The sequence below is a fragment of the Mesobacillus campisalis genome, from assembly GCF_000986785.1.
GTDB lineage: Bacteria > Bacillota > Bacilli > Bacillales > Cytobacillaceae > Mesobacillus_B > Mesobacillus_B campisalis.
The window spans coordinates 69,783-86,120 of the sequence record NZ_LAYY01000007.1 but is presented as its reverse complement, the minus strand read 5'-3'; the positions used below and the strand labels follow the sequence as shown (position 1 = coordinate 86,120).

At 43.8% G+C, this 16,338-nt stretch carries 18 protein-coding genes and 1 riboswitch; of the genes, 9 read left to right on the top strand and 9 right to left on the bottom strand.

Annotated features, from left to right (window positions below):
• Positions 1-224: 224 nt before the first annotated feature.
• Positions 225-1,037: a hypothetical protein gene (locus WQ57_RS26880; protein WP_046523216.1), complete on the bottom strand. Its 813-nt coding sequence runs from the start codon at positions 1,035-1,037 to the stop codon at positions 225-227.
• Between the two features lie 405 nt (positions 1,038-1,442).
• Between WQ57_RS26880 and WQ57_RS07925 the strand changes: the two genes are divergently transcribed.
• The gene (locus WQ57_RS07925) at positions 1,443-2,366 is read left to right on the top strand and encodes a VanW family protein (RefSeq protein ID WP_046523215.1); all 924 of its coding nucleotides are present in this window, start codon (positions 1,443-1,445) and stop codon (positions 2,364-2,366) included.
• Positions 2,367-2,412: 46 nt separating this feature from the next.
• Here the strand turns inward: WQ57_RS07925 and WQ57_RS07920 are convergent, their stop codons facing one another.
• Positions 2,413-3,999 carry a Na+/H+ antiporter NhaC family protein gene (locus WQ57_RS07920; protein WP_046523214.1) on the bottom strand — a complete coding sequence of 529 codons (1,587 nt, stop codon included), beginning with the start codon at positions 3,997-3,999 and terminating at the stop codon, positions 2,413-2,415.
• Between the two features lie 154 nt (positions 4,000-4,153).
• A riboswitch (Lysine riboswitch) is annotated at positions 4,154-4,338 on the bottom strand.
• Positions 4,339-4,560: 222 nt separating this feature from the next.
• Between WQ57_RS07920 and WQ57_RS07915 the strand changes: the two genes are divergently transcribed.
• A complete protein-coding gene (locus WQ57_RS07915; protein ID WP_046523213.1) occupies positions 4,561-6,636 on the top strand; it encodes a peptidoglycan D,D-transpeptidase FtsI family protein in 2,076 nt (691 codons plus the stop codon).
• A 166-nt stretch (positions 6,637-6,802) separates the two neighbouring features.
• Positions 6,803-7,414: a class I SAM-dependent methyltransferase gene (locus WQ57_RS07910; RefSeq protein ID WP_046523212.1), complete on the top strand. Its 612-nt coding sequence runs from the start codon at positions 6,803-6,805 to the stop codon at positions 7,412-7,414.
• An 87-nt stretch (positions 7,415-7,501) separates the two neighbouring features.
• Here WQ57_RS07910 and WQ57_RS07905 read toward each other — a convergent pair whose 3' ends face one another.
• Positions 7,502-7,684: a hypothetical protein gene (locus WQ57_RS07905; protein WP_046523211.1), complete on the bottom strand. Its 183-nt coding sequence runs from the start codon at positions 7,682-7,684 to the stop codon at positions 7,502-7,504.
• A gap of 174 nt (positions 7,685-7,858) precedes the next feature.
• Between WQ57_RS07905 and WQ57_RS07900 the strand changes: the two genes are divergently transcribed.
• Positions 7,859-8,419: a GNAT family N-acetyltransferase gene (locus WQ57_RS07900; protein WP_046523210.1), complete on the top strand. Its 561-nt coding sequence runs from the start codon at positions 7,859-7,861 to the stop codon at positions 8,417-8,419.
• Between the two features lie 35 nt (positions 8,420-8,454).
• On the opposite strand, the gene nadE is transcribed toward WQ57_RS07900, so the two are convergent.
• A complete protein-coding gene (gene nadE / locus WQ57_RS07895; RefSeq protein ID WP_046523209.1) occupies positions 8,455-9,273 on the bottom strand; it encodes an ammonia-dependent NAD(+) synthetase in 819 nt (272 codons plus the stop codon).
• 249 nt (positions 9,274-9,522) lie between these two features.
• On the opposite strand from nadE, the gene WQ57_RS07890 reads away from it, so the two are divergent.
• Positions 9,523-10,038 carry a MerR family transcriptional regulator gene (locus tag WQ57_RS07890; RefSeq protein WP_046523208.1) on the top strand — a complete coding sequence of 172 codons (516 nt, stop codon included), beginning with the start codon at positions 9,523-9,525 and terminating at the stop codon, positions 10,036-10,038.
• Between the two features lie 95 nt (positions 10,039-10,133).
• On the opposite strand, the gene WQ57_RS07885 is transcribed toward WQ57_RS07890, so the two are convergent.
• Positions 10,134-10,616 carry a ribonuclease H-like YkuK family protein gene (locus tag WQ57_RS07885; protein ID WP_046523349.1) on the bottom strand — a complete coding sequence of 161 codons (483 nt, stop codon included), beginning with the start codon at positions 10,614-10,616 and terminating at the stop codon, positions 10,134-10,136.
• A gap of 258 nt (positions 10,617-10,874) precedes the next feature.
• On the opposite strand from WQ57_RS07885, the gene WQ57_RS07880 reads away from it, so the two are divergent.
• Positions 10,875-11,144, top strand: coding sequence for a DUF2188 domain-containing protein (locus tag WQ57_RS07880; protein ID WP_046523207.1), 270 nt, complete (start codon positions 10,875-10,877; stop codon positions 11,142-11,144).
• A 116-nt stretch (positions 11,145-11,260) separates the two neighbouring features.
• Positions 11,261-11,656 carry a secondary thiamine-phosphate synthase enzyme YjbQ gene (locus WQ57_RS07875; protein ID WP_046523206.1) on the top strand — a complete coding sequence of 132 codons (396 nt, stop codon included), beginning with the start codon at positions 11,261-11,263 and terminating at the stop codon, positions 11,654-11,656.
• 100 nt (positions 11,657-11,756) lie between these two features.
• Here WQ57_RS07875 and WQ57_RS07870 read toward each other — a convergent pair whose 3' ends face one another.
• The 4 genes from WQ57_RS07870 to WQ57_RS07855 all read right to left on the bottom strand — a co-directional run bounded on the left by WQ57_RS07870 (position 11,757) and on the right by WQ57_RS07855 (position 14,250).
• Complete coding sequence (locus WQ57_RS07870; protein WP_046523205.1) at positions 11,757-11,981, bottom strand: hypothetical protein; 225 nt, start codon at positions 11,979-11,981, stop codon at positions 11,757-11,759.
• Positions 11,982-12,056: 75 nt separating this feature from the next.
• Positions 12,057-12,326, bottom strand: coding sequence for a phage holin (locus WQ57_RS07865; RefSeq protein ID WP_241481501.1), 270 nt, complete (start codon positions 12,324-12,326; stop codon positions 12,057-12,059).
• A gap of 269 nt (positions 12,327-12,595) precedes the next feature.
• Entirely contained in the window at positions 12,596-13,840 is a 1,245-nt protein-coding gene (locus WQ57_RS07860) for an MFS transporter (protein WP_046523203.1), read from the bottom strand.
• Positions 13,841-14,016: 176 nt separating this feature from the next.
• Positions 14,017-14,250, bottom strand: coding sequence for a hypothetical protein (locus tag WQ57_RS07855; protein WP_046523202.1), 234 nt, complete (start codon positions 14,248-14,250; stop codon positions 14,017-14,019).
• Between the two features lie 161 nt (positions 14,251-14,411).
• On the opposite strand from WQ57_RS07855, the gene corA reads away from it, so the two are divergent.
• Both corA and WQ57_RS07845 read left to right on the top strand, forming a co-directional pair.
• A complete protein-coding gene (gene corA, locus WQ57_RS07850; protein WP_046523201.1) occupies positions 14,412-15,362 on the top strand; it encodes a magnesium/cobalt transporter CorA in 951 nt (316 codons plus the stop codon).
• Positions 15,363-15,479: 117 nt separating this feature from the next.
• Positions 15,480-16,316 carry a manganese catalase gene (locus tag WQ57_RS07845; RefSeq protein ID WP_046523200.1) on the top strand — a complete coding sequence of 279 codons (837 nt, stop codon included), beginning with the start codon at positions 15,480-15,482 and terminating at the stop codon, positions 16,314-16,316.
• Positions 16,317-16,338: the final 22 nt, after the last annotated feature.

Sequence of the window (16,338 nt, the reverse complement as noted above, 5' to 3'; positions counted from 1 at the left end):
GCCAGACCCAAAAATTGTATCCGATATAAATGCAGATTGCGCAATAAAGCAGGATGAAGAATATAATTCCCAGTATTGCGAGTATTGACATAGTTGATTACCTTTCCGGATTCGTTAATGTTTGCTCCATTATTTTAATCCTTGCGTTTAAATCTCTCAAATAATAACGCCTTAAATCCGAAAAGGTTCCATTTTTCAATACCGGTTTATTTCCTTTTTATCATCTAATACTGAGAATATAAAAATTTCTCTTCGAGCCTTTTTCTAAGAAAATTGAATTCCTCCCTGCCGTGAGTATACGAAAAACCGCGCTGTATCGATTCTTTGGCATCATCCAGATCATTTGCTTTCAGTTGGGCATCGGCAATTGAGTACCAATAGAACCAGGCATCCATTTCCTTAATCTTATCACGATGGTATTTTTCCACTTTTGGGTAGTATTTCTTGTACTGCTCTTCATTGAAATTCATCTGCCGGCCATCCCAGGCAAGCACCTCAACCAGAAAGGCGTCGCAGCAATATCGTTCCCAGAGGGCCAGACTAGTGCTGTTGTCTGTCCGCAGCAACTCCAGCTTATGAAAAAACCGAGGTTCCAATATACCGTCAAGCGTATTGTTGTTCCACTTAAATGCTTCTATCATGCTGCCTGCAGAAGCGCCAAGCCCCCATCCAATAATATATTCTGGCTGGCCGTCGCCTGTAAGGTCGGCCATGCCAGAAAATTCAATATCCAAGCCATCCTCTGTCCTTTCAAACACCTTCTTCCATTGCTTGTTTTCATTTTTCAAGACAGCCACATGCAGTTTTTTCACGTGCTCTTTTAACCTATAAGTTGCCACTATCTCCATATGGCCATCATAGTCAAAGTCATATACCTGGATAGAGCGGGCACCTGCAGGTTGATTTGGCTTTATCAAGTCAGCTTCCGTGGGAATAAATTTCCTGACAATATCATGGTATGTATCAATAGGACCCTCAGCAAAGGCATGATCCTGAAAGCAAACAGTCAGAAAAAGAAGCAACAGTACTTTAGGCAAATAATTCTCCCCTTTCCAAACCATATTTCACACTATTTTTACCTTTTTATATTCTGTTTATGAATTGCCTAAATTAAGGAACAGGCTGAGGAAGCACTGCGGGAATTAGAAGTAAATATTGCAAAGCGAACAAAGGTCCTTTCTGACCTTATTAAAGAAATATCTTCACCCATCATACCGGTCATTGATATTCCGTGCTTTTCACAGTTTCAGCAGGGAGTTGCATACGCACTCGACCAGATGGGATTGCATATTACCAAAAAAAATTAATTAAAAAAACCAGCTCTGATTGCCTTGCCATAAAGGCTGAAGGGCTGGTTTTCAGATTGCAATTACCCTAAGCTTTAACCATTTTTCCCACATGAAAAAATTCACCTTAACCATACTAAGCGAGAGGTGAATTTCTTGAAGATAACATGGATTTTTGGACTGATTTTATTGGTACAGCAAGTTAATGCTCCGGAGCGTCTTACCATTCGTCATAATGAGGAGCCCTTGCTTACGGTTAACCGCTCGGAATTCGTACATCCCATCCCAGGTCTCCCTCTGGTCAATCAGGAAAAACTGGAGGAACTAGCCAGGCAACTGCAGCTCCAGGTACAAACCCCTCCACAGGATGCCAGGCTTAATAACAATGGATCCATCATTCCTGAAAAGGCAGGGCTTGAATTAAACAAGGAAAAATTCAAGGGATCTTTCGAACGGGCTTTTTACCGTTCCGGCCCTCGAGTGGTCGATGTTCCCATAAGGGAAATTTATCCCCGGGTTGACAGCGAGCTGCTGGCAAATATACGGGGGAAAATAATTGGCCATTATACTACCTACTTTAATAGCCAGAATAAGGAAAGGTCCCAAAATATCAGATTGGCTGCAGAGGCAATCGACAATCACGTTGTCTTTCCTGGAGAAACCTTTTCCTTTAATCGGACTGTAGGCAACCGAACAAAGAAAAAAGGATATCTTCCCGCACCAATCATTGTCAGGGGAGAGTTATCCGAAGGAATTGGCGGCGGCATTTGCCAGGTATCCTCCACCCTTTTCAATGCGGTAGACCGCTCAGGATTGAAAATAATGGAGAGATACTCACACAGTAAGCGGGTGCCGTATGTTCCACCTGGCCGGGATGCGACAGTCAGCTGGTACGGCCCTGATTTCACCTTTAAAAACTCGTACAACCAGCCGGTTCTGATACGCGCTAAAGTTCATGGAGGCGTCATGGGCGTTACCATTTTCTCCTCGGAATCGGTTAATGTCGAACCTCGTCACGTACCAAGCGCTAGCAGCCAGCTTCCGCTGGAAACCCCGGCAAACGAGATTACCGATAATTAAAAAGAACAACCAGGCTCCAATTATAGAGCCTGGTTGTTCTTTAGCTTTAGCGTACAATATTTCCATTTAATGTTTCTGAACCACGAGGATTCCTGCCTGAAAAGAAGACAATAGCGGCAAGCAGGATGATGACAGCGCCAAGAGCTGCTGCTGTGCTGCCAGTAAACCCGACAATCAGGTATCCGACAATTGCGATTGCCGCACTGATTAGTGCATATGGAAGCTGGGTCATTACATGGTCCATGTGATTGGAACCAGCTCCAGTGGAAGATAGAATCGTTGTATCGGAAATCGGCGAGCAATGGTCCCCGAAAACGGCTCCAGCCAGAACCGCGGCCATTGCTGGTAGTATTAGGCTAATATCCGAGGCAGCCGCCATCTCACCTGCAATTGGCAGAAGAATTCCAAATGATCCCCAGGAAGTTCCTGTTGAAAAAGCCATGATTCCAGCAATCACAAACAAAATCACCGGCAGAAAAGAAGAATTGATATTGGAGCTCTCAACAACTCCTGCCAAATAAGTTCCAGTCTCAAGTCTACCAATCAGGTCCCCGATTGTCCAGGCAAATACTAGGATATAGATGGCAGGAAGCATGGATTTCATTCCGGCGATAAGCCCCTTGCCGAACACATTCGCACTCACACCGCGCAGAACAAAGGCTTGGCGGAAGAACATGATCATGGTAACGACCAGCCCAAACAGTCCTCCCAGTATCAGCGACTTTGTAACATCAGTATTCTCAAAAACAGCTAAGATTGTCGCTTCGCCTTCAACTGCCTGGTAGCCTGTCCAAAACATTGCGCCAATGGTACCGGCAAAGAGAGCAAGGATCGGCCAGACAAGATCCCCAATTTTACCGGTTGAGCTGACAGGAAGATCCTCTTTTAATTCACCCGGAACTGGCTTCGCAGGATCAAAAACATGCCCTTCATTCACCGCACGTAATTCATGGGTCTTCATTGGACCGATTTCATAGTTTTTAAGCGCAACAATGAACACCATACCAACGCAGGCCCAAACATAAAAGTTCATTGGGACCATCTGCATAAAAGCTGAGAACGCCCCAATATCCGTTACTCCATGGGAAGCAAGAATCCCTCCGATTACCACAATGATGTAGGCTCCCCAGCTTGAAATCGGGGAAACTACACATATCGGTGCAGAAGTCGAGTCTATAATATAGGCAAGCTTAGCTCTTGATACCTTTTGCCTGTCTGTTATTGGACGTGTGACCTGTCCAACTGCTAGTGCGTTAAAATAATCGTCAATAAAAATGACAATGCCGAGGAAAGCACCAACAAGCTGTGCACCCACTCGGGTTTTTACCCTTTTCATTGCCCATTCACCGAAAGCGCGGCTTCCTCCGGAAATCGAAATAAAGGCTGTGATGATTCCTAATATAAGCAAAAATAAAATAATATACACACTTGAAGTGTTAATGGCACCATCTGAAACGATAATCGCGCTTGCCGCATCCCAGATGATAGAGGCAGTCTCACCAATGCTGAAACTTGCCAGAAATAAAGCTGCAGCGATGATTCCGACACCGAGTGAAAGCAGTACCCGCCGTGTCAGTATAACCATCAAAATTGCCAGAAGCGGCGGCAGCACAGAATAAATTGTATTTTCCATTCCTATGTTCTCCTCCTAAGTTTTGAGGGGGGAACTCGCCATGAAAAGAGAAAAACCAGGTTAAACTAAAGCGCTCTTTTGAGTCTAAACATAAAAGAGCAGCGATAGAGAAAAATCTATCGCTGCTCTCGATAAGCAACTAGGTTTCTCCATCACGATCTGTAGCTCCTCATTATGAAGGTTTCCCTCATAATGACAGTGTTACCCTTATTCAAGGTAACCCCAACAATCCGGCTTTTGACCTTTCCTGATTGCTTCGGCAATGTTTCCTTTTAGCTGCGGTCAACGTTGTCATCCTCACAACAGCCTACTAATAAACCCTGCGCCTCTACCCCATCGGAATGATAAGGTGATATATAATTTTCTATACTAATATATCAATATCGTATGAGTTTGACAACATAATATACCCAAGTATTTTTAATATTATTTGTGTGAATCTCTTCCAGCTACCTTCTTCTGTCTTCCCCTGAAGGATCCCTTTACAAAATTTTACTCTTTACAGTAAAATAATGGTATTGTTTGTTTTTTTGCGAGTGACCATAAAAAGGTGGTTGGCGAATGGCTAATAAAAAGAAATCTCCTGTTTCAATTCGTGTCAATATCATGTTTTTTCTCATTTTCCTGCTTTTTTCCCTGCTGGTGCTGCGCCTGGGAATAGTCCAAATTGTACATGGGGAAAATTATCAGCGGGAAATTAACCGTAAAGAGGATGTGACCATCAATAATCCTGTGCCAAGAGGGCGCATGCTCGACCGGAACTTGCAGGTGATTGTCGACAATGAGGCAAAGCGGGCCATAACTTATACCAATGAAGGCGCCAGCCAGAATGAGATGCTTCAGGTCGCTGAAAACCTGGCGAAACTAATTCACCAGGACACAGCGAATGTCCGGGACAGGGACAGGAAGGATTTCTGGATCCTAAAGAACCCGGAAGAAAGCGATGAGCTGATCACAGCGGAAGAACAAAAATTGTTTAAACAAAAAAAGCTTACAGATAAGGAACTGTATACATTAAAGCTTGAGCGGATTGGCGAGGATATGCTCACCAAGCTTACTAATCAGGAACTTGAGGTCCTTGCCATTTTCCGTATATTGAACAGCGGCTATAAATTTTCTCCGCAAATCGTTAAAAATGAGAATGTTTCGCCTGAGGAGTTTGCTATTGTCAGCGAAAACCTGCAAAACCTCCCTGGAGTCAATGCAACCATAGACTGGGACCGCTCTTACCACTTTGGACCTACACTAAGGACTGTACTGGGCGCAGTAAGTTCTTCAAAAGAAGGCCTCCCTGCTGAAGAAATTGATGAATACCTTTCCCTCGGCTACAGCAGAAACGACAGGGTGGGCAAAAGCTATCTTGAAAAGCAGTATGAAAATGTCCTCCACGGCAAGAAGGAAAAAGTCATCCATGTTACAGACAGTGCCGGCAACCTGATTGATACCAAGCGGATATCGCCAGGTCAGCGTGGAAAGGACCTGCTTCTTAGTATCGACATGGAATTGCAGCAAAAAGTGGAACAAATCATTGAAGAAGAATTATGGGCAGCAAAGCGGAGCCCTGGAACACATCTGTTGGACCGGGCGTATGTAGTGCTGATGGACCCATTTACAGGTGAAGTGCTAAGCATGGCTGGCAAACGAATCGTCAAAAACAGCAAGACTGGGCTTAACGAAATGTCCGATGATGCTCTTGGCACTATTACCACCACTTATAATGTAGGGTCTGCTGTGAAGGGTGCGACAATCCTTACCGGTTTCAAAACTGGAGCTATTGCTCCCAACACTTTTTTCGATGACAAAGGAATAAAAATCCGGGCCACCCCCCTGAAGGCTTCGTATGATTACCTTGGTGTCCTCAATGAAGTTGATGCCTTGAAGAAATCATCAAACGTGTATATGTTCCATACTGCCATTAAAATAGGAAAAGGCCGTTATCAATACGAACAGCCCCTGAGCCTACAGCACGATACATTTGATTTGATCCGCAATTCTTTTGCATCATTTGGTCTTGGGGTAAGAACGGGTATCGACCTTCCCAATGAACAGTCTGGCTTCAAGGGTCAAAGCAGGCTGCCAGGATATGCTCTGGACCTTGTGATTGGCCAATATGATACCTATTCCACCATGCAGCTGGCACAGTACGTTTCAGCCATCGCCAACGGCGGCTATCGGATGCAGCCTCAGGTCGTCCGCGAAATCCATGAACCAAAGAAGGCTGGTGAAGAGCTTGGCCCTGTTTATTTTTCCTTTCAGCCCGGGGTCCTTAATTCCGTAGATGTAAAACAGGATTGGCTAGACAGAGTAAAGCTCGGCTTCAGGAAAGCGCTGACAGAATCCGGCGGTACAGGCACCCGCTTTTTCGGGAACGCGCCATATTTGCCTGCAGGAAAAACCGGAACAGCTGAAGCTTTCTATGATGGTCCGTTGCGCAGCAGCTACGGCAAGATACCTCCAGAAGTACTGAACTTGAGCCTTGTTGCCTATGCTCCATCCAATAATCCAAAAGTGGCCATGGCCGTCCTTGTACCATGGGCTTACCAAGGCAAGAATGACCATAAAGCAAATCTTAAAATAGGACGAAAGGTAATGGATGCCTATTTTGGAATGAAAAGCAGCAAGGAGCCAAAGGATTAGAGGCGTTTTTATACTCGGCAAGCCCCTGCTCTCCTTTCATAAATCGGCCCCTTTAAGGAGGCCGATTTTCCATCGCCTATTGCCGCAAGGACTACTCCTAATCCTGCCAATTTGATATACTCAAAAGAACCCCATGATATAACATGGCCAACAGGAGATGACCAATTTGATGAAATATACTGGAGAGCGCGTTATACCCGACCTGATGAAGCCTGCTAACAGCCTGTTGCTTGAACATCTGGCACGGTATCAGTTCAGTTCCTATTATATGCACGGAAGAGCCCTCGATATTGCTTGCGGTTCGGGTTATGGCTCCCATATGCTTGCGAAATTGACAAAGAAACGAATCAGCGAATTGGTTGCTGTAGACAGCGACCCGGAAACCATCCTGTATGCCAACAAGCGGTATAACCACCAAAAAGTCCGGTTTCACTGCGAAGATGCCGCCGACCCTCTTCTGCCACAAAAATTAGGCACCTTTGATGTAATCGTTACTTTTGAGACATATGAACATGTTGCAGATGAACAGCAATTGCTTGCAAACCTTTACGCAATGCTGAATCCTGGGGGAACATTGATATTATCAACTCCCTTTGGCCAAGGAAGGGGAAAGCCATGCGGACAGCCTTTCCATGTTCATCAACTGACTGTAGAGGAGTTTCACGATTTGTTCCCTCAATATTCAGAGGTTAAGTTCTACCGGCAAATAGGAGTGTTAATAGAGCCGCCACGCCCGGATCAAAAATATCCGCTTGGCATTGCCGTCTGTACTAAATAACTGGAGCAATCAGGATGATGTATTTTGCTGAAAAATTAAAACAACCTTTATCCCCGCGGATAAAGGTTGTTTTGCCGTTAATAAGGATTAGTGCATCCCTTTCCACTTTCCCTGGTTCTTCAAAGAATTCTGCTCTTTTTGTTTTTCTTTATGAGCCCTGTTGGCCGCAGCACTTCCAAATTCCTTGCCAAACTCGGAATCAGTTTTGCTTGAATCAAAACCTTGCTTGTTTTTTTGGTCTGCATCATTTTTTTTCGTTCGTTTTGCCATAGGTATCCCTCCTTACGTTTATTATGAGAATAGAGAATGGAAATATACGAATCAACACTGTTGAATCCTAATAGTTAGTTTTCTTTATGGAAGGATTTTAGCTTGGAAAGGGAGAATAGGACAGGTAAAGGAATAGCAAATGGAACCTCAATTATTAAAGTGGAGGTGCACGGCATGCAAATTATTGGACCTTTGGAAGGGAGCAACGTGCAGCTGGTAAAGATGACGGAAGAAGACCTTCCTGAACTGTGGGAGATCATCTATGCGGAAGAACATCCTGAGTGGGTGAAATGGGATGCACCTTTCCCTCTGCAGCCCATGGATTTTAAAAAGTTCCGGGGACAGATGGTCAATTTAATGAAACAGGGCCTAGACCAGCATTTCATAATCAAGGTGAAATGCGAAATCATAGGTCTGATTTTCTATGATTGGGAACATGAATCCTCCAACTCTCTTGAAATCGGCCTGGGCATTTACCGTCACGAGTTCCAGGATGGCGGATACCGGGAAGACGCAATGAACACCTGGATGAACCATCTTTTTAAACTGTTTCCAATTCCGCGCATCGGATTGACTACATGGTCGGGGAATGAAAGAATGATTACGGCAGGACAAAATTTAGGGATGATGATTGAGGGCCGGATTCGTAAAAGCCGGCTTTATCGCGGCAGATATTATGATACAGTTAAGCTTGGGATTCTCAGGGAAGAATGGGAAACCGCCAGAAAACCATGATAAGAGAAGGCAGCTGTCAACAGCTGCCTTCTCTTTTATTTCCACCACTGGTCAAATTTTGTTGCCGGCATTTGGCGCTTGTGCTCACTTACAAGGTAGCGTTTTTCTATCTTTTCGACCGCCTCGGGGGATACTTCTTTTCCCTCCAGGTAATCGTCAAGCTCATCGTAGGAAATACCCAGCTCCGTTTCATCTGACTGTCCAGGCTTTTCATCAAGCAGGTCGGCAGTGGGAACCTTGAGATAAAGCTTTTCCTCAGCACCTAGCTCCTTTAACAATGCCTTTCCCTGACGTTTATTTAAACCTGTCAGCGGAAGGATATCTGCTCCCCCGTCCCCATATTTGGTGAAAAATCCGGTGACCGCTTCAGCAGCATGATCCGTCCCTATGACAAGAAGACCTTTTTCCCCTGCAAAGGCATACTGGGCAATCATTCTCATCCTGGCTTTAATATTGCCCTTCTGGAAGTCGCTTAGGTGTTCTCCCGTTGCCTTGTCATACTCTGATTGTGCAGCGTCTACCGCCTCTTTTACGTTAAAAGTGAATTCTTTGTCTGCTTTAATGAAATCCAAGGCAGCCTGCGCATCGTCCTCGTCATGCTGCACACCGTACGGCAGACGGATGGCATAGAAGCTGGACTCGTAACCCTCGTTTTTTGCTTGCTCGACAGCCAGCTGCGCCAAACGCCCTGCAAGGGTGGAATCCTGTCCCCCGCTGATTCCAAGTACAAACCCTTTTGCACCTGACGTTTTTAAATAGTCTTTTAAAAATTGCACGCGTTCTTTAATCTCCTGTTTAACATCAATTTCAGGCCTAACATTCAGATCCTCAATGATTTTTCTTTGCATACTCACTAGAAACCACCTCAATTCATTGATAGTAAAAGTTTAATCCTTTCTATCCATCATTACAAATATTGAACACCCTCCTTCTTCTGATTTCCTTTATCCCTTTTTTATAAACGTACCTAGCTTGACTCCTTTCGACAACAATCATGAATTCTGCATGATTAGCGATAACCTTGACGAACGGAAACTTGTTTTGTCGCTAACAAAGGATTCTCATCCTGTGCGGCGAATTTACTCAATGGGGAGGAGATTGGAATGAATACAAATGCAGTCGCAAAATTGCTGGGCGTTTCCCAAAGCACCATTCAGCGATGGGTAAAGCAAGCTAATCTGAAAATGGATCGCAATGAACTGGGCCATTATGTTTTTTCCGAGGACAGCATTCTGGTATTAAGGAAGATTCAGGAACAAGTGAACAATGGAGTCCTGCTTCAGGATATTGCTGCTGCAACAAAAGAGAATCGAAGGGCTGTCGTAAAAAGAGACAATCATCCTGACCATGAAGGTTTGGCAGCCAAAGTTTCGGAACTGGAAAGGAAAATGGAACGCAAAGCAGACGAAATTGTTTCCTACCAGTTGCTGCAGCACCGCAGGGAAATTGAAGAGCTCCATGATTGTATCCAAACCCTAACGGAGCGGATTGAAATGCTGGAGGAAAAACTGGCAGAAGTTCCTGAAGCGGAAGCCTTAGTCGCGGCTTCCTCGGAAGGAAAAAGCTTCTTTCGGAAATTAAAAAAGAAAAACTTCATTAGCTCCTTTCTTGGACTATAAAAAGCACATCAGCCCGATGTGCTTTTTTGTAACCATTTTATATAACGAAAATCGACCTGTTTTTTTCGTGTCCAATCAGGCCGGCTTTTCAGTTGTTATTTGGTATACCGGTTGGCATAGCTTGAAGCCACAAATGCCTCAGGTTTAATTTTTGGTTCTACCCCTATCGACTCCAGCCGTGAAACCATTTCTTTGACGAATTCACGTGTTTTGTTGCGCTTGCCGGCTCCGATATCAAGATGACCTTCCATCGTGAAAGTTGCCCCTTTATAGATATGCGGCAGGACAATATCAATCATCCTGTTTTTATGTTCTTCGCTGAACAAATAAACAATTTCTTCCGTTAGGGATGTTTCATAGCTGATCCGTTCATGCAAATGGAGCATTTTTCTTGGAATAATTGATTCCCTGATACACGCCCATGCACCTTTTCCCGCATTCTGAATGACAATTCCCGTTATAAAAACGGTCCGGTCGCAGTGGACTTGTGAATCAGTGCCAACCATAAGCCGATAATTTCCCGTTGGGTTCCGAATCATAAATTTCAGAATCCGTCCAAACACCTGTTCAAATGTCATTGCCTGTTCCTGCAGATTCCTAAATAGATAGGTAGCTCCAGTATCCCTGTTCACTTTTTTATCACCACATTATTTGGGTTTAGACTTCCAACATACTTCTGCAACAAATGTACCTTCTGCTATTAGTATATGGTGGCAAGGCGTACATGTTGTCATTTTTTCCATTTTGCTTCCTTTCCAGACTTACAGTCATTATGACATGTTTTTCTTTTACTCAAGCGGGTAAGAATTAATAAAATTTCAAAGGGAGGCAATAAAATGGCACAGGATAGACAATATAACGATGAACAAAAACAATATTTCAAAGACCGTGCGGGTACAAAGGAAGCCTGGTACCATGTAGTTCCCCATGATGAAGAAGGCTGGGCGGTAAAGGCCGAGGGAAAGGACGAACCAGAGTATTCAACGGGCTCCAAGTCGGAAGCGGTTAAAGAAGCCAAGCGCCTTGCAGAGGACTCCCATTCAATGGCCATAGTCCATGATGACGAGGGCAAGATTGAGGAGCAATTCAACTATCAGGAAAAATGACCTATTTATTACAAAAAGGATGGCTGGATGGCCATCCTTGCTTCATTACGCTTTTTGGTTTGTTGGAATGTCTTGTGATAATATTTTAATAGTGAAAATGCTAAAGGAGTGTACATATGCTAAAAAAATTCACCTTAAAAACGGGCACCAGAGATGAAATGATTGACGTCACACAACAGGTAGAGGGCTTTATTGAGGAGAAAGGCATAAAGGAAGGCTCGGTTGTCATCTATTGTCCCCATACAACCGCAGGAATCACCATCAATGAAAATGCAGACCCAGACGTAAAAATGGACATGATCCGCCGCTTTGATGAAGTATATCCCTGGAATCACAGCCAGGACAGGCATATGGAGGGAAACACTGCTGCCCATATGAAAGCCAGCACGGTTGGAAGTTCACAGCATGTAATCATCACAGAAGGCCAATTGCTATTGGGTACCTGGCAAGGAATCTATTTTTGCGAGTTCGATGGGCCGCGTCACCGTACCTTTTATGTAAAAGTTCTTTAATCCGGGATAAAAGACAAGCCCATCACCTTCTTTCGGTTATTGGGCTTTCCTTCCAGGGGCATAAAGAATTGCCCCAAAACAAATAGAAAAAGACCCTCCCTTAATGAGAATGATCTTTCTCGTTTTTCCTAAAGTCCATTTTGAATTTAGCGTTCGCAGCCCAGCCTCTTATTTTTTCCATAGCCAATTTTAACAGACTGTGCAGCCTCCCTCTTTTTTTCTCCTCCGAATCATTTATATACCTTCTCCAGAACCATTGGCTTAATTCCTCAACCAATAACAGCAGAATAATCGGAGCAATTGCCAAAAGTATCCATTTTATCATATTGACATCCCCTTTTTACATCTATATTCCTCTTTCCCTTACTATGAAACCAGAATCCTTAATATGAATAAAAAATCAGTTTGGCTTTCTGTACTTGCAGGCTCTTACACTATCCTTGATTCCCCTGGTCGTTGGGTCCTGGATGAGACCAAGCATTGACATAATAATGAAAGCCCCATTAGTTAGGGCGAGTATCTCTCCTTGTATTTGCTGTGAAAGCTGAAATTCTGTGAGCCCTAGAGCATTTAGAGCTTGAAAAATAACCTGGATAACCAGCATCACTTGTGATAGGACCGCCAGTACCCATGATCGATTCTTAAACCTGACTCCCCAGTTAATCATCATTCCCATCCCCTTCCTGCCGTCACATGTTTAAGTCTATGCACGCACAAAGTGGGATTGTCTCTGTTTAAATGATAAATAAAAATCAAATGAAGCTGCCCTATCCATTTAATCAACCCATACTATTTAAATAATTTCGACAACTCTTTCTTTTTTCCTTTATTTTGTAAGAAATAGGCAGAAATTTGCGGAAAATAAAAACACCTCCAAATCGGAGGTGTTTTGAGGAAGGCCGCTATGCTTTTATGGGAGTCTATATAACGTCCCTTCTGTCACTTTTCATAGGATAAAACCTTATTATGAAAACTGCTTTTTTTCATATGATAATAGAACCACAAAAAAACAGCGCCGCTTGCTGCCCTTATAACGCTGGCTGTATTCATGGCAAAATCCATGCTCGTCAGCTCAAGCAGATAGACCCCCGCCTGGGGTGCAGCAAAGCCTATGATGGCTAGTAGAATGTTATATTGGGAAATATAGCTGCCGCGGTTCTCCTCCTTGCTTACTTCAAGCAGCTGATTAAACAAAAGGAGCACTGTTCCGGCCACAAAAATGCCGCTGAAAAGGTTCACGAGCGTCAAGTAAACCAGGTTGGTAGAAAGGATATTCAGTGTAGGAGCCGCTCCCATACCGACTGCGCAGAAAGCAAGCATTTTTGCGTTGCTGTACTTCTCGGCCATCCTCCCCCACCATCTGAAGGAAAGGATCTGCCCAAGCTGATTCCCTACCGTAAACAGGCTAATCCAAAACCCAGTTGCATGTGCCTCGTTAATATTGTAGATATTGAACAGAGGCCAGGCCATTTGCCAGCCAAAGTTAAAAAATAGTCCGCAAACCAGGAAATATATGAAAGGCTTATGCTGGTATGCATCCCAGCCAAAGTTGATTTTTTTCTTCTCGACTGTTGTTTTTTTCACTTCAATATGCCGGTTCAAATAGAAAATTTCAATCATGCCAAAACCAAACGCTAAAACAAACAGAACCTGGAACGGCAATGGGCTGTTCTTATCAAATAATTGAAGCACAATGCCAATTGCGAGTGTTATGGCCATGCCGGCAATCGTCAGAACCCTGTTTCTTTCACTGAAGAATCCACTCCTGCGGCTGTCGGGAATTAAATCACCAATGAAAGACTGCCAGCTAAGATTGGATATAGAGCCTGGCAGATTCATTAAACCAACAAGAAGAACGAAAACCCACGCTCTATACTCCAAAGGCAGATACATAACAAAAAACATTCCTATTAAAAACAATCTGGTTATGAAGATGGAGTAACTAGTAAACTTTTTCTTTTCCTCCAGTCTGCCCATTATGATTGTGCCTAGGACCATGGCGGCCATCCCAACTATTTGTGGGAGCGAGCTTATCAAGCCGACCTGGTAATTTGTCGCACCAAGCACACTTATGGCAAATAGGGCAAAATAGTTATTGGTCATGGATAGAACAATGGTAGAGGCAATTCCATTCATCTTGCTGTTTTTCTCGTTCCACTCGTTCCTGTCAGAGCGACTTTGCATTCAGTTCTCTTCTTTCTGTTTCCAAATAATTTCAACTCTAAAAATCCATCTAATCATACTGCCAACTCCGCTGCCAATCAAGCAATATTTTTATGAATTTTAAGGGGTTTTTTTGCCTTCAGAAAGGAATGAAGGAAACTGGAATAAAATACAAAAAGAACGCCTTTTAGGCGTTCCTACACATTCTTCAGGACCATATACAAGCGGTTCGTCCGTTCCTGCTTTTCCTCCTCGCTTGCCAGGTCATATTTTTTTAATAAATGGAAAACTTCATTAAGAATATCCTGAGTGTGTTCTTCGGCAAAAAATTGCTCGAACAGCGGTTTCATTTCTGTTGGCAAAAACTCTGCCTGATCCTCGTATTTCTTTCTCACATCTTCAAGGCTGTGGTCGATTTTGCACTCTCCCATTCTTCAGCGCTCCCTTCTTCTTCATCTTTTTATATCATACCAAACTCCCTTTCCCTTTACCCTTCATAACCTTGATTTGACACTTATTTAATAGGCTTGTTTTTTCTTTCGGCGTCTTCGTTTAAAATAGAATGGAACGTTTTTACCAAAGAGGAGACCATATGATTCGAACATTAGCTATTAACCAGAAAAACCAGATCATCCACGACCTCCCACTAAACGAACTAGTGGCCGGGGATTTTAAATGGTATTGGATTGATTTTCATGAACCTACTAAAGAAGAGAGCGTCTCGCTGAGGAAGCCTCTCCAGTTTCACCCGCTGGCCATTGAGGATTGCCTGCACCGCCTTCAAAGGCCCAAGCTTGACTATTATGAGAACCATGTTTTTTTTGTTTTCCATTCACTCAACCATCGGACATTGGCAAAGGAAGAGGTGAACTTTTTCCTTTCCGAGAATTATATCGTTACCTTTCATCAAAACCCTTCCGCCGAGTTGAATGATGTCTGGAAAAGGCTGAAATATTCCACCGATCCAAGGATTTGGGAGCCTGGGCTCGTACTGTATCATGTTCTGGATAAAATAGTCGATAATTATTTCCCCCTTGTCTACAAAATTGAAGACGTGCTAAATGACCTTGACGAGAATTCCGGTGAGGAAACAATGGAATCCCTGCTCGAACGATTATTCGATACAAGGCATGACCTGCTCTCATTGAGGCACACAATCAGCCCGATGAGAGATTTGGTATACAGGATTCTAAATTCACAAAGAATCAAGGGGCAGCTGACGAACATAGAATATTTTTCTGACATCCATGACCATTTGCTGAAGCTAAGTGAAATGGTGGAAGCCAACCGGGAACTGACAACCGATATACGCGACAGCTATCTTTCTTTGAATTCTCATGAAACAAACAGAGTCATGAAGGTCCTTACGGTCATTACCACCATTTTCATGCCATTGACATTCATTGCCGGGATATATGGAATGAATTTTGCCAATATGCCGGAGCTGGAGTGGAGATATGGCTATTACAGTGTCCTGATGCTGATGCTTTTTATCGGGTTAGGCATGTTCTTTTGGTTCAGGAAAAAAGGATGGTTCAAATAGTTTAACTCCATGTAAAATATTCCAGAAAGAAAATTGCTGTTTTTTTCCTCCTTCAACGGGAATAGTTCCTTGGACAATCATCACAGGTTGTCAGTAAAAGGGACAGGAGGAATGTACATGTTTCGTCACATAAAAGAATTGCAATTTGAAGCAATGCCAGAACGTCCAGACCCGCTTTTTGCCAAAAAGCTTCAAGAGCTAATCGGCGGCCAATACGGTGAGATGAGTGTTATGATGCAATATCTATTCCAGGGTTGGGCCGTAAGAGGCAACCAAAAATATAAGGATTTGCTTCTGGATATTGGAACAGAAGAAATTGGCCATGTTGAAATGCTGGCTACCATGGTTGCTCGTCTTCTTGATGACGCACCTGTCAATATTCAGGAAGAAGCAGCACAGGACCCTGTTGTGGGTGCAGTTATGGGAGGCATGAATCCGCAGCATGCGATTGTCGCTGGTTTGGGTGCACGTCCTTCTGACAGCGTCGGAAATCCGTGGATGGGGAACTATATTGTCTCCAGCGGGAATCTGCTCGCTGATTTCCGCGCAAACCTGAATGCTGAATCCCAGGGAAGGCTGCAAGCTGTCCGTCTATATGAAATGACCAATGACCGGGGCGTCAAGGATATGCTGTCAGTCTTGATCGCCCGTGATGCCTATCACCAGAATCAGTGGGCCGCTGCTATTGCCGAACTTGAAGAACAGGAAGGATTATTGGTGCCAAGTACCTTCCCGCGTGAAAAAGAGAGACTGGATGTTTCCTATAAGCTCTATAATTTTTCAGAAGGTGAAGAAAGCAGCACCGGTCGCTGGGCACAAGGCCCTGCACTTGATGGACAAGGGGAATATGAATATGTCAGTGAGCCGGTGCCTGAAGGCGAAAAGCCAGTGCTTAAGCCTGCGCCGTCCAATTTGCATAATACATTGCCAATGGATGGAACTTTCAGGAGATAGTGACTGCACCATATTGCTGCCG